The following is a 13,318-nucleotide window of genomic DNA, read 5'->3' as shown; positions in this document are numbered from 1 at the left end:
AGATCTGATCAGGTGGTGTGGAAACAAATACTGGATCATATACCTGACTGGAGTGCCTGGGCGGGCACCGTGTGCCTAACGTTAGTACCTTTTCTCATTATGGGCCTGTTTCGCCAGATCAAGCTTATGGATGCGCGGCTGGGCCAACGAAAGCAGAGAATGGAGAGTCCTCCCGCTGCAGAAGAACAGTCGGGTGACCCTAGTCCTGTTCCAACGGTCACAGATGATAAAGCTTTGTTATATACAGATGAACTTGTGACCAACATGAATCGCTTCAAACAGGTTGCGCTGGATATGGATGATATTAATGAACGAACATTTTACCTAAGTAACCTGGATTGTCGTGCTGTCTTGTATTTTGTCGATGGTTTGACCGATAAGATGGCGCTGGATCATAACGTGCTGAAACCAATGTTGGAGTGGGGAAACACGCCACTTGAGCACGGGAAGTTCACTCCCGAACAGCTGGTACATTTACTGGATCAGCAGCTGCTGCTGGTATCTGAAACAGAATTTGTGAAGGAGGTCACTCCGAGCTTGCGCAAGGTCCTGTTTGGCTCCGTAATCCTTTTGCTGGATGGGGTTCAAGGGGCGCTAATTCTGGGAACGCCAAAGGGGAAATCAAGATCGATCGAGGAGCCAGTATCGGAATCGGTTCTTCGGGGGCCAAGGATTGGCTTCACGGAAGTGCTGAGTGACAATACAGCCATGCTGCGCAGACATGGGGAAACCAATGAACTTGCAATGGTCTCCTGCAAAGTGGGAAGCAGAGTCGAGAAGCAACTGATGATCGTCTATTTTCGGGATATTGCTAATCATGAACTGGTCGACGAAGTCAAACGGCGTGTGCGCGCAATTGATGTAGATGAAGTACTGGAGTCTGGTTATGTGGAGCAGTTAATTGAAGATAATTTCCTTAGCCCATTTGCTCAGATTCAAAATACGGAACGACCAGACAGGGTCATGGGGGCCTTGTTGGAAGGAAGGGTTGCCATCCTGCTGGACGGGTCACCGTACGCCCTGTTAATGCCGGTTACCTATGCCATGATGCTGCAATCACCCGAAGATTATTATGAACGCTGGATTCCCAGTTCGTTTATTCGATTTTTACGTTTTGTAGCTACCCTGATTTCGCTATTTGCCCCAGCCATATACATTTCGTTTATCTCGTTTCATCCTGGACTCATTCCTACCAACTTGGTGATCTCAATCATCGGAACGAGGCAGGGTGTGCCTTTTTCCACGTTAATTGAAGCACTTATTATGGAACTTGCGATTGAGATTTTGCGGGAGGCGGGATTACGTTTGCCGAAGCCTATCGGCCCAGCCATGGGGATCGTTGGTGGTCTCATCGTTGGACAAGCTGCGGTGGATGCCGGCATTGTAAGTCCTATCCTGGTCATTGTTGTTGCGGTGACGGCGATATCTTCTTTTGCCACACCTATGTACAGTGCCGGTATTGCGATGCGGTTATTACGCTTTCCCATCATGTTCACCGCCGCGATGTTCGGATTATATGGTGTGATCATGGCTTTTTTGTTCTTGGTCATCCATATGTTCAAATTAAAAAGCTTTGGCATTCCCTATGTAGGAATGGCTGCCCCGCCTTCCATTAAGGAATGGAAAGATTACTTGATTCGTGCTCCGCTACAGTTCATGCGGCAAAGGCCTGGGCTGTTACAGACCAAAGACCGGAAACGCAAGAGTTAACACGTAACACTTACAACAAGGAGGAACCATAATGGCATCTGGGCTGAATGATTCAGGCAAGCTTACAACATTACAGGGCGTAAGTCTGATCATTAGTTTTATTGTTGGTGTGGAGCTCTTTACGTTACCCAGAGAAGTCGTACATGCTGTTAAAAGCGCAGATGCCTGGTTGTCCGTCATTCTCGGAGGATGTGTAACGTTGGTTCTGGCGTGGATGATGATACGGCTAGCCCGAAAATTTCCAGGAATGAACTTCTATGAATTTGTGCAACAGATTGTAGGTACATGGATTGGCAAGATGATTGGTTTGGTCGTGATAGTCTATTACATTCATTTGGGAAGTTATGAAATGCGGGCGATGGAGGAAGTTACATCGTTTTTCCTACTTGAAGGTACACCATGGTGGGCCATTCAGGCCCTATTTGTCTGGATCTCCTTGTACTTATGCATGGAGGGCACGGATGTGATCGCAAAAGTATGCCAGATCATTGTTCCGATCACGATCGTGATCTATCTCCTCATTTTATTGCTTGGGGTGAAAAACTTTGACGTTAGCACCTTGCGTCCTTTTTTATCCAAAGGCATGTCTCCCGTCTTTCATGGCATGAGTACCACTACCTTGGCATTTAGCGGGAGCGAAATCATGTTATTTATATTAGCCAAAATGGAAAAACCCGAAAAAGCAGTTCGAATTATGGGATGGGGAGTTGGCGTAGCTATCGTGCTCTATACAACCGCTACTATTCTGTGCATCGGTGCATTCACTGCGGAGGGGGTTATGACTCGTGTATGGCCTTTTTTCGATCTCACACGCAGTGTTGAAGTAGATAATTTACCGTTGGAACGGTTCGAATCCTTACTCTTGTCAATCTGGGTACTAGAGATTTTCGCGACATTTAATATCGCTTTTTATTGTGCGGCATTGGGATTATCCCATGTGACAAAGCTTTCTTATGCACGAAGTCTCTGTATTCTACTGCCCATCATGCTGATCGTATCTCGCGTCCCTCGGGATATCAACGAACTATTCCAACTGGGGAGATATATTGGTAAAGCCAACCTCATTCTATTCTCCGGTTTGTCTCTGATCCTGCTACTCATTTCGCGCTGGAGGTCAAAGTCGACATGATCTATTCCCGAAATGTTGCTCTGTTTATGTTGGTGGCAGCAGCAAGTATGTTAATGACCGGATGTTGGAGCAGCTCACCTATTGAAAAGCGGTATCTGGAGGCAGGTATTGCCTACGATAAGGTACAACCTGAAGAAAGAATTGCTTCTGAGCGCGTAGATTACCCTCAAAAACAGAAGATTCGGCGAACCGTGCAATATATTTTGCCTGAAGCAGGAGCTAAATCCAACAACTCTCCAGGGAAAAAGTTTTATAACAAAGAGGAGATCGGGGACTCCATTATGGAGATGACAAGGGAGACGTATCTTACGAACCGTTCACCTGCCGGTTTCCATCTAAAGACAATTGTGATCAGTTCCAGGCTATTGCAAGAGATTCCGATGCATGAGTTACTTGATTTTTATCTAGCAGATAATGATATTCGACTTAGTCTCCAGGTATATACAACGACAGGAACAGCTAGTGACGTCCTTAAGGAAAATGCCTCCGGAGAGATTCCTGCTTTCCTGCTCAAAGAGCTGTCTGCCAACCGCAAACGAATCTCCCGCCTCATCAAACCCGTTACACTTGCGAACCTGATCGGACCACTAAAATCGGAATCTAGCTATCTTCTGCCAAATGTCAGTGTGGAACAAAGTGCCTTAAAGATCAAAGGTGCGGGGGTGATGAAAGGCAACACTCAAAAGTACGGTGGCTATTTAAATGAATCCTATGTGGAAGGTTTGCAATGGATAAAAGGTGATATTTCAGGGGGCATATACAAGATCAAAGAACCTGAGTTACAGCAGCAATTTGTATATGAGATCAAATCCGTCAAGAGCAAAATCAAGGCAACCGTGCACGGGGATGATATCTCATTTCACGTTGACATGAAGTCGGAAGGGCGCCTCTCTGAAGTCTTTGCATCCGACGTTAAGAAGATGAATAATCGGACGCTCGAACAGCATTCCGAAATCGTGGAAGGTGAGATTAAAACGCTCGTAGAGAACACCATGGACAAGCTAAAAAAAATGCATGTTGAGGTGGCTGACCTGGGTAAAGCGCTGCGCATTCAGCATCCGGCCGTATGGGAAAAGGTCAAAGGAAATTGGGATGACACATTCACCACAATTCCAGTGACCTTCAGTGTGAAGCTGCATATCGATGATTATGGAGCCTCTACCATGAGTATGGATTAAGTTGGAGGCCTGTTGACACAAGATCTGCTTGTCCTCCTTTATTCTGATTTGATTGATGAATGGGTACTGGCTAAGGATTTTTGCATAAATATCACTTTTTTGAAGCCTGCTTTGGCAGTAAATGGGCCGGATTTCAGTTCTTTTTGGAGCATATAACCGAATCGCTCATATAATTTTTGTGCTGAAGGATTCGTATCCACGACCTCTAGATTGATTTTAGTAATTTGCTTATTGATCGCAACTTGTTCCAACGTACTTAATAACAATTTACCTATTCCATGACCACGAGCTTTTTCAGAAACGGTAATAGGGTCGATGTGCAATACATGTTCGTGATACAAATGAAATTTTAAATAAAACGAATAAAATAAAAATCGCCAAGTCGCTACAAATGGGGAGTACACGTTCCGAAAAGCTGCATAATTGGCAGGTGTGAACGCTTTTTTTCCTATATTGTAACCGAGAAATCCGACCACTTCTCCATTTCTTAATGCGTAAATACCTTGTTCAAATTGAATAGACTGAGATAATAGTTGTACTGTTTGTTTTTTCGTTTTTGCATAAAACCACAGATGTGTTACTTTCAATGGAAAAGCTTCGTAAAATAAATGAGCAACTTGTTCTTGTTGTTGTGCATTAAGCTGCTGTGTGATTTGAATTTGGTTCATGGATATCTCCCCAATCCTTCATTTAAGAGTTAGTTGATGTTCTATCATTCATTTTCCTAAAATGCAGTAACGTGAACAATTCACATTTCTTTGCGTTGTGAGTACATTTCTTAGATTTCTTCGTTTGTTGCTCGAATGTTGCTTGGGATTCGTTGAATTGGAGTGAAAGGAGGAGATCGCAAGATGAGTAGTACGTCTTATTTTACCGACAGTTCTCCCATGAACGTACAGTTTCTAAACGTCAAAGATGAAGCGTTCCGATGGCATAATTCCATTGAAGTAGTGATTGTGTTGGAAGGTAGTGTTCATGTTGCCATTGCAGACGAGCAAAGAACATTAAGTCTTGGTGCAATAGAAATTTTCAATATCAATCAAGTTCACCGTCTATGGCAGACCGATGAAAACAATGTCGTCCTCCAAATAAATATCGATGCTGAATTTGCAAAGGATTATTTTCCGGATTTATCATATGTCTGGTTCGCGCATGAATTTAGCCCTGGGGCATATCTAGGGATAGAACGAGTAGAAGGAATTATTGATGCCATATGCACGTTAATAACTCCGATTGTAGCTACGCGTGAAATGCCATTTTTAACGTTAAAGAATACAGTCGAACCATTGTTGGACCTGCTCATTATGAATTTTGATGCGAAAAGAATGTTCGAAGGGAACCCGACCAAGCTGCAACGAATAGGAAGAATATATGATTACTTATTCAATAACAGGGGCTTTATTAACAAGGCATCTTTGAATGAGATCGCCAAACATACTGAGGAATATTTAAGTTTGGATTATTTATCATCACAATTCAAGTTACTAATTGGAGATACGCTGCAAAACTTACTTCATTACTTGCGTATTGAGCATGCAATCAAACAATTATTGACGACTGATCGGAGCCTGGTAGAAATATCAACAGAGAGTGGCTTTTCTTCGCCTAGATATTTTTATCAACGATTTCATAAGATTTTCCCGGAAGGACCGAAAGTATTTCGTGAACAACATAAAAAGAAACAGGAATTGAAAGAACACTGTAGAGAAATCATCGATCCGGCATTCGTTCTTGCAAGGCATCATGAATTATTTGAAATTCCGGAGACGATAGGCGGCACACTAAATAAATGGATTCACATCGATATATTTGGGCCTCATGAACAAAATTCAACTTCTCCATATCTGATCAAGGTATCTGAATTGGTAAAAGGTGATTCACATGCGTATTTTAAAATGATCCTTCAGGTAAATAACTTAAGCCCCAACAACGTTTTTGGATTGGAAAAAACTTTGGATACTGCAAACCGTGAGGATATTCAAGTTTTGACATGGCTAATCAACCAATTCAGGGAAAACGGTATTTCTCCTGTATTTCTCGTCAGAACGAGTAGTAACGCTATTTCAGAACAGATAACCACCATACAAGGACTACTTCAAAACTATACCCTCAATTATGGCGCAGAACATATGAAAGGATGGAGAATTGAACTTCAATAATAGAAGGAACAAGAGAACAACCACACTCATGATGTTGATAAAAAAGTTGCGAAGCTTTGCTGCTTTGGATATGATTATCTAATGTGCAATCAAGGATAACACTTATGTATTCAATTGATGATAAAGATAGTGAGGTAGAAAAAATGATCGCAAGAACAGAAGAAGATTTTAATGGTTTGAAGGAAATTGGAAAAATCGTGGCTTCAATTCGAGATGAATTGGTTCAAAAAACCATTCCGGGCATAACGACTAAAGAACTTGATGATCTGGCCGGAGAGCTTTTTGAGAAAGCTGGCGCAGTTTCTGCTCCTAAAAGTGAATATAATTTCCCGGGGTTCACTTGTATTAGTGTTAATGAAGAAGTGGCACATGGTATTCCGGGAGAGCGGGTAATTCAAGAAGGGGACATCGTCAATATTGATGTTTCTGGCTCGAAGAACAGTTATTTTGCTGATACGGGAATCTCGTTTGTCGTAGGCGAAGGCGAAGAAGTGTTAACGAAAATATGCGACGTTGTTAAACAAGCATTTGAAGCAGGTCTTAAGAAAGCAAAACCGGGTTCCAAAAAAAGCGGGATCGGAAAAGCCGTATTCCAAACTGCCAGACAGAATGAATTAACGGTTATCAAAAACCTAACAGGACATGGTGTTGGACGTGCGATACACGAAGCACCTGACCACATCTATAACTATAATGATCCATCGGATGATGAATTGTTAAAAGAAGGTATGGTTATCGCATTCGAGCCATTTGTCTCCACTTCAGAAGAAGAAGTATTCCAAACAGGAGACGGCTGGACCTTTGCTACTAAAAACAGCTATGTAGCTCAAATCGAACATACAATAATCCTTTCTAAAAATGGTCCAATTATTGTTACCCTTTAAAATGTTCCAATTAAAAGTCGCTAATTTAGCGGCTTTTCTTGTTTTATTGGTACGTTATAACAGATCGTATTATAAACCCTTGCATATTAATTTATGTTGAAATTATGGAAGGATTTAACGTATATTAAGGACTGATCTTTACGTTATATACAGAGGTGATTGATTGAGTACATCAAAAAAGCGCGTCCAATTAATAGATGGACTGCGCGGATTCAGTCTGGCCGGCATTGTGCTGGCGAATATGCTGGCTTTCCAATACGGAATGTTCGGCCAGAGTAAACCCCAACTGTTCGGGATCGCCGGTGCAGACCAGGCCTTTCTCTCGTTCCTGCTTATTACTGTAGTGGGCAGTTTTATGCCGATTTTTGCATTTATGTTCGGCTTTGGCATGATTAAGCTATCGGAAAGCCTACAATCACGAGATTTACGACCCAAGTGTCATCTGGCTCGACGCTTTCTACTGCTGTTTGGTATCGGATTGCTGCATATCATCTATCTGTGGGAAGGGGATATCCTGGCATTTTATGGTGTACTCGGTTTCTTCTTGCTCATGTTCCTTAATCGGAAGCCCAAAACGCTGCTCATATGGGCGGTACTGCTACTCATGGGAGCGGGCATACTTGGTCTCCCGGCATCTAATCCAATGAACCCGCTGGCGATTGAGTCCATTCATATGGAGAACTACATCATTCAAAGTCAGGATGTATACGGCAGCGGCAGCTACGCGGAGATCAGGGATTTCAGCAATAACGGCGATCCATTCGGTGGGGATTTGGAGTTATCATACGCCCTGATAGCCCTGATGTTAGCCCCACTCATGACGGTGCCGATGTTCCTGCTCGGCATGCGCGCTGCCAGAATAGGCACGTTTAGCGATCCGCAAGCGATGCGGCGTATATATCTTCGTCGTGCCTCGTTTTTGATTCCAGTTGGTTTGATCCTCAAAGCATATGGCGTATTGGTGCCACAATTTGGTGCAGAAGGGTGGCCTGGGATCGGGATCGGGGGAACGCTGGGTGGAACGTTGCTTGCACTTGGATACATTTATGCATTTGCGCTGTTGTATGCGGGAAGCCGCCGTTCCAGCCTGATAGGTAGGTTCGAGGCGGTGGGACGTCTCTCGTTAACGAATTACCTAATGCAGAGCGTAATCTGTACGACCATCTTTTATGGATATGGCTTGGGACTGTTTGGCCATGCTGGCGTGTTCATCGGAGCAATTATTGCGCTTGCTGTCTACGGCATTCAATTGTGGCTCAGCCCACTATACCTTAAAAAATTTAGCAATGGGCCGGTCGAGTATGTTCTACGGATTTGGACATATCTGTCCTGGAAGGGACAGCCAAGAAAGAAGAAAAGATCGGACAAAAATTTGCATGAAAACGCTCCTGGTGTCCAGAAAGGTTAAAACGCTACTGTAAAACGCACAAAGAAGCCCGTTCTGATAAAGAAAGGGCTTCTTTGTGTCTGTACAATTTGTAGCTCGTCACCTTCATATTCTTTCTCATCGATGTAGTCAAACTTGTTAATTCCCGCTTCCTTAAGAGCAGCTGTGATTTCTTCTTTACTGGAATAGGTGACAAGTTGCGGTTCAGGTACCGAAACAAATGTTTTTTTGTACGCATTTTTTAACGAGAACATATGTTTGTTTTTCCTTTTCTTTTGAGCAAATATTTTGTATGATAAAAGAGACGTGAATGATAGAGGAGGAGTTTTGATGTATCGACAAGTGAATGATTTTTTAAAGGAATGGGCAGTGGCTGTGAAAGGGACATTGCAAGTATTACAAGCAGTAACAGATGACAAATTAGGACAAAGTATTTTTGAAGGGCATAGTACACTAGGTTGGTTAGGCTGGCATTTAGTAGAAACAACAGGTTATTTTAGTCATTTAGCAGGTTTAACTGTACCAATGATTGGTCAAGATGAACCAGTTCCAGCGACAGCAAGAGAAATTGTAGCAGCTTACGAAAAAGCAGCAGAGGCGGTCAAGGAAGAGGTAGCCAAGCTATCAAATGAGGACTTGCTAACAGAAACAGGCTTAGAAAGTCTTGCAACAAAAGGTTCATTATTACGTTTCTTAATTGACCACCAAACACATCACCGCGGCCAAATGATGGTGCTATTACGTCAAGCAGGCTTACCAGTACCGCCCGTGATGGGTCCAACAAAAGAAATGCAATAACGAATAGATGTCTTCCTTGGTAGTGGCTCCTCAAAGTTAGAGTTTTTAATATGCGGCTGATTGGTTGATTTGTTTCGACTGTACTAAACTAGAGGTAGGTGCAAACATGATCCAATTAACAAACCGCCAGGCACGGCAATTTCTGTTGCTGAAGCATGGACTTTTGGGCGAATATAAATTTAGTGAAAAGCAGGGCGTATTGGACTTTGCTCGGCAGGTCAGCTGCATTCAATACGACCCCATCGATGTTTGCGGAAAAAACGCCGAACTGGTGCTACAGTCGCGAATCAAGGGATTTACTAAGGGAATGCTCGCCGAGTTGCTGTATGAGGATAGAAGTCTTGTCGATTATCCCGACAAGAACCTAGCCATTATCTCTGTCCAGGACTGGCCCTATTTTGAGCGATACAGGCAAGCCGCAAGGCAACATGCCGAACGCTATCCCGAAATGGAAGCGTTGACTGCGCAAGTACGGGCTCATATCCAAAATCACGGTGCACTAAGTTCGGATGATTTAAAATTGGATGGGGATTTCTCTTGGCAATCGGCCATCCACTGGAGCGGTGGAAACAATTCATCTCGATCGGTGCTGGAACAGATGTATTCGACGGGTGAGTTGATTATCCATCATAAAAAAGGAACACGTAAATATTACGATATAGCCAAGAAGTACATACAACCAAATCTGCTGAATGCATCAGAGCCGCTGGAGGATGAGCTTGAGCATCATAAGTGGCGGGTACTGCGTCGAATCGGCTCTGTTGGTCTCTTATGGAATCGTGCGTCAGATGCATGGCTGAATATATGGGGGTTGAAAGCAGCACAGCGCACCGAGGTTTTTCGCCAGCTATTACACGAAGCTCGCATCGTTGCTGTTGCTGTGGAACAAATGAAGGATACGCTGTACTGCCTCGCGGAGGATTTACCGCTTATTGAAGCCGTTCTGAGAAATCAGGAGCAGAAATTGCGTTGTGAGCTTATTGCCCCTCTAGATAATTTCATATGGGACAGAAAACTTATCAACACATTGTTTGGCTTTGATTACACCTGGGAGATTTACACGCCTGCAATCAAACGAAAATTCGGCTATTATGTGCTGCCTCTATTATATGGAGAAAGCTTCATTGGACGGGCTGAGATCATCGTGGAGCGAAAAACTAGAACGCTCGTTCTTAAAAACATCTGGTACGAGAACGGTGTGAAGCAAACAACGCAATTGCGAACAGCCTTGAACAGTTGTTTCCAAAAGTTTGCGATATTCAACGGGTGTGAGACGATTTCGGCAGAGTCTATGAACTGATAACAACACGATGACGTTTATTAGTGGAGACATCGCATCGATACCGTTCTGAATCGACATTCTCACCAACCATAAATTAAAAGAGGTCATTCCGCTAACGGATAACGTTAGTTTAACAAACAGGCCGCAATTGGTACATTTATCACTCATAAAAAGAACTCTCCAGACTAGGAGGGTTCTTGCATTTTTATTCATATGTTTGCGGGTGGTGTCAGCTACGCTGGTATTACCCCTAAGAGTAGGTTGTTTGTTTTAGCGTAGAAATCTATCAAGATTATTTTTGTGTGCTTATATTACCTTTATTTGTTATACTCACTGAAGAAATAAGAAATACCCCTAATGTTTCCTATTATAATTAGTAATTATTTATAGATTCAACATATCAACTCTAATACATAAGCTAACTTATATTGTACGGGCAGCGTTAAGGTATACAAAATGAAAGATGCAGCGTATACCTCCGACTGTTTCCACTCGGACTTGAAAGGATCGTTATTGTGCTAAAAATTATTAATTTTCTTCTTTTCTTGCTGATCATTTGGGTAGTAATCTTTTATCCTTTTCGTTTTGTTTGGTTTGAAGGCTTAAAGCAGATTCCTGCAGATCTTCATGGTGTTTATTTACTTTTCTTGTTCTTTGGATATCTAATATGTTCATCTGGTATGGGACTTATTGTTGGCAAGATGTTTTTTAAACGAAAAGAACAGTGATTACGGAGGTTGGAATGGACAGTGACATTTTATCAATCAATTCTTAAAACTTTTCCCTGAATTCCACGATTGTTATATAGAACATTTGGAATTAAATCAAGAATTTTTAGGACATGTGTTTTTTGGTGATGAAGTGGCTACTTATGTTGAAGGACTGCTTCGTGAAAATGATGACACAGAACAAATTGAGAATTTTTTCAATTTTTTTGAATGGATGGCAACTCAAACGAGCCTTTATATTGTACAAGTGTTATCTACTACAATATTGTATGATCTAGGTGGATATACATATATTTTACAAAAAGCTCAAAGTTATATGAAACCACATACTAAAAGACTTTCGCAAGAAATAGAAGATTTGCACTCAGGGAAATATTTTTCATAGATCAATGTGCAGGAGATCAGGTTGAATTGACAGTAATAAGGGTTTTTGCATATCTAATTCGGTATCATTCAAGTCGCTATTCAAGCGGCTTTTTTTGTTTTATCCATATAATTTCCTATCTAAGATGGAGAGGGCAAGAGCTTCTTCTAATACAGATTAGATAATTATGCATATCCAATTCGTAACTTGTGTATTCAAATGGAGTTGAATCCTTGCTAAACTTTATTTCTGATAATGAGAATCATTATTAATTATTAGAGTCTAAAGTTTGACCTCAGGTCTTTTAGGAGCAAATCAATGAAATGAAAGGTTGGTAGAAATGACTTCAAATCGACAATTATGTATTGGCTTATCCTTAAATGCAACATGGAATAAAGGTGACGGCTGGCGGCACCCGGATAGCGGAGTGGAGCAGACAGGAAGCATTGACTACTATATTCATTGGGCAAAAATAGCAGAGAAGTTCAAGCTCGATTTTCTTTTCAGAGCGGATTATCTGTATATTAGCCCGCAGATGCTAGGCGATTCCTCCAACTTTGGTAGCCCGGATCCTACGCTGTTCTTTGCAGCGATCGCTCGTGAAACGAACCGGATTGGACTGGTGACGACAATCTCTACTACGTTCAATCCACCGTATGTTGTTGCTAGACAACTTCAGTCTTTACACTGGCTAAGCAATGGACGTGCAGGCTGGAATATTGTCACTTCTATTGAAGGAGCCGATAATTTCGGCAAATCACCTATGCCATCACCGGAAGAGAGATATGCAAAAGCAATAGAGTTTACGGATGTCGTATGCAAGCTTTGGGAGAGTTTCCCGAATGAAGCCATTGTCATTGACCGCAAATCAGGCATGTTCTCGGATAAGGATAAAGTGACTGCCATTAATCATTCTGGTGAATTCTTCAATGTAAAAGGGCCGCTAACGTTGGTTTCTCATCCATCCGGAAGCATTCCTTTGTTTCAAGCTGGCGCTTCAGATATCGGGCGGAATTTTTCCTCTTCGGTCGCGGATGCTATTTTTGCAGCAATGCCGGATCTTGAATCAGGAGTGGAATTGCGAAATGATTTGCGAAGAAGAGCAGCAGAACATGGGCGCGATCCAAATGCCATCAAAGTTTTGCCGGGTCTGTATTTTTTCCTCGGTGATACGCACGAAGAAGCGTTTGAATTGCATAAGGCTGCGCATTCGCATCTAAGTCTTGAACGCAGACATGCCTCACTCCAATCGGTAATGGGTCTTGATCTAACAGGTTATCCTTTGGATCAACGCGTAACTGCTGAAATGCTTCCCGATCCAAGTCAGGCTGTCCGAAGCCGTACACATGCAGAGTTGCTACGCCGCTTTATTACAAAATATCAGCCTACCGTGAAAGAAATCCTGGATCGGCCGGAGGTTGTCGGATCAGCTCATTGGGTATCTGTGGGGACCGTCGAGACCGTAATGAATGATATTATCGAACGGGTTGAGGCTGGTGCGATTGATGGATTCATAGCCTTGCCGGGCGGTTCAGAAAAATCGATGGAGATATTCTTCGAACAGCTGATTCCAAAGTTGGTTGAACGAGGCATGTTCCGGAGTGAATACGAGGGAACTACTTTACGAGATCACCTAGGGATTTCATAGATCATTAATAAAGCAGTGGTACAAAATAATTGATAACTTATCGGATGGGGA

Annotated in this window: 12 protein-coding genes; 10 read left to right on the top strand and 2 right to left on the bottom strand. The window is 42.6% G+C overall.

Annotation, left to right across the window (positions count from 1 at the left end; genetic code table 11):
* Window positions 1-15: 15 nt before the first annotated feature.
* From HF638_RS05760 to HF638_RS05750, 3 genes are read left to right on the top strand one after another with little or no spacing between them, the layout of a single operon-like run.
* Entirely contained in the window at window positions 16-1,710 is a 1,695-nt protein-coding gene (locus HF638_RS05760; RefSeq protein WP_169479661.1) for a spore germination protein, read from the top strand.
* A 31-nt stretch (window positions 1,711-1,741) separates the two neighbouring features.
* A complete protein-coding gene (locus HF638_RS05755) occupies window positions 1,742-2,839 on the top strand; it encodes a GerAB/ArcD/ProY family transporter (protein WP_169479335.1) in 1,098 nt (365 codons plus the stop codon).
* Entirely contained in the window at window positions 2,836-4,017 is a 1,182-nt protein-coding gene (locus HF638_RS05750; RefSeq protein WP_169479334.1) for a Ger(x)C family spore germination protein, read from the top strand. Before HF638_RS05755 ends, HF638_RS05750 begins: the two co-directional genes overlap by 4 nt.
* A gap of 38 nt (window positions 4,018-4,055) precedes the next feature.
* Here the strand turns inward: HF638_RS05750 and HF638_RS05745 are convergent, their stop codons facing one another.
* Entirely contained in the window at window positions 4,056-4,685 is a 630-nt protein-coding gene (locus tag HF638_RS05745) for a GNAT family N-acetyltransferase (protein WP_169479333.1), read from the bottom strand.
* A gap of 183 nt (window positions 4,686-4,868) precedes the next feature.
* On the opposite strand from HF638_RS05745, the gene HF638_RS05740 reads away from it, so the two are divergent.
* The 3 genes from HF638_RS05740 (at window position 4,869) to HF638_RS05730 (ending at window position 8,468) form a co-directional block, all read left to right on the top strand.
* Window positions 4,869-6,176, top strand: a complete 1,308-nt coding sequence (locus HF638_RS05740) for an AraC family transcriptional regulator (RefSeq protein ID WP_169479332.1) — start codon at window positions 4,869-4,871, stop codon at window positions 6,174-6,176.
* A gap of 143 nt (window positions 6,177-6,319) precedes the next feature.
* Window positions 6,320-7,060 carry a type I methionyl aminopeptidase gene (map, locus tag HF638_RS05735; RefSeq protein ID WP_169479660.1) on the top strand — a complete coding sequence of 247 codons (741 nt, stop codon included), beginning with the start codon at window positions 6,320-6,322 and terminating at the stop codon, window positions 7,058-7,060.
* Between the two features lie 163 nt (window positions 7,061-7,223).
* Window positions 7,224-8,468, top strand: coding sequence for a DUF418 domain-containing protein (locus HF638_RS05730; protein ID WP_169479331.1), 1,245 nt, complete (start codon window positions 7,224-7,226; stop codon window positions 8,466-8,468).
* On the opposite strand, the gene HF638_RS05725 is transcribed toward HF638_RS05730, so the two are convergent.
* A complete protein-coding gene (locus HF638_RS05725) occupies window positions 8,465-8,701 on the bottom strand; it encodes a hypothetical protein (protein WP_169479330.1) in 237 nt (78 codons plus the stop codon). The two genes, HF638_RS05730 and HF638_RS05725, sit on opposite strands and share 4 nt — an antisense overlap.
* Window positions 8,702-8,777: 76 nt before the next feature.
* On the opposite strand from HF638_RS05725, the gene HF638_RS05720 reads away from it, so the two are divergent.
* From HF638_RS05720 to HF638_RS05705, 4 genes are all read left to right on the top strand, one after another.
* The gene (locus HF638_RS05720) at window positions 8,778-9,245 is read left to right on the top strand and encodes a DinB family protein (RefSeq protein ID WP_169479329.1); all 468 of its coding nucleotides are present in this window, start codon (window positions 8,778-8,780) and stop codon (window positions 9,243-9,245) included.
* Window positions 9,246-9,351: 106 nt separating this feature from the next.
* On the top strand, window positions 9,352-10,545 hold the full coding sequence (locus HF638_RS05715) for a winged helix-turn-helix domain-containing protein (protein WP_169479328.1): 1,194 nt from the start codon (window positions 9,352-9,354) through the stop codon (window positions 10,543-10,545).
* A gap of 741 nt (window positions 10,546-11,286) precedes the next feature.
* Window positions 11,287-11,640, top strand: coding sequence for a DUF7674 family protein (locus tag HF638_RS05710; RefSeq protein WP_481856139.1), 354 nt, complete (start codon window positions 11,287-11,289; stop codon window positions 11,638-11,640).
* A gap of 319 nt (window positions 11,641-11,959) precedes the next feature.
* The gene (locus HF638_RS05705) at window positions 11,960-13,267 is read left to right on the top strand and encodes an NtaA/DmoA family FMN-dependent monooxygenase (protein WP_169479326.1); all 1,308 of its coding nucleotides are present in this window, start codon (window positions 11,960-11,962) and stop codon (window positions 13,265-13,267) included.
* Window positions 13,268-13,318 lie beyond the last annotated feature (51 nt).

This window comes from Paenibacillus sp. SZ31, assembly GCF_012912005.1.
Taxonomy (GTDB): domain Bacteria; phylum Bacillota; class Bacilli; order Paenibacillales; family Paenibacillaceae; genus Paenibacillus.
The sequence above is the reverse complement of the archived record's forward strand: the minus strand, read 5'-3'. Positions and strand labels throughout refer to the sequence as shown.

Bases quoted from the DNA above. Each gene is read 5' to 3' on its own strand.
- HF638_RS05755 (WP_169479335.1), top strand. From the start codon at position 1,742: ATGGCATCTGGGCTGAATGATTCAGGCAAGCTTACAACATTACAGGGC.
- HF638_RS05750 (WP_169479334.1), top strand. From the start codon at position 2,836: ATGATCTATTCCCGAAATGTTGCTCTGTTTATGTTGGTGGCAGCAGCA.
- HF638_RS05745 (WP_169479333.1), bottom strand. From the start codon at position 4,685: ATGAACCAAATTCAAATCACACAGCAGCTTAATGCACAACAACAAGAA.
- HF638_RS05740 (WP_169479332.1), top strand. From the start codon at position 4,869: ATGAGTAGTACGTCTTATTTTACCGACAGTTCTCCCATGAACGTACAG.
- map (WP_169479660.1), top strand. From the start codon at position 6,320: ATGATCGCAAGAACAGAAGAAGATTTTAATGGTTTGAAGGAAATTGGA.
- HF638_RS05725 (WP_169479330.1), bottom strand. From the start codon at position 8,701: ATGTTCTCGTTAAAAAATGCGTACAAAAAAACATTTGTTTCGGTACCT.
- HF638_RS05720 (WP_169479329.1), top strand. From the start codon at position 8,778: ATGTATCGACAAGTGAATGATTTTTTAAAGGAATGGGCAGTGGCTGTG.
- HF638_RS05715 (WP_169479328.1), top strand. From the start codon at position 9,352: ATGATCCAATTAACAAACCGCCAGGCACGGCAATTTCTGTTGCTGAAG.
- HF638_RS05705 (WP_169479326.1), top strand. From the start codon at position 11,960: ATGACTTCAAATCGACAATTATGTATTGGCTTATCCTTAAATGCAACA.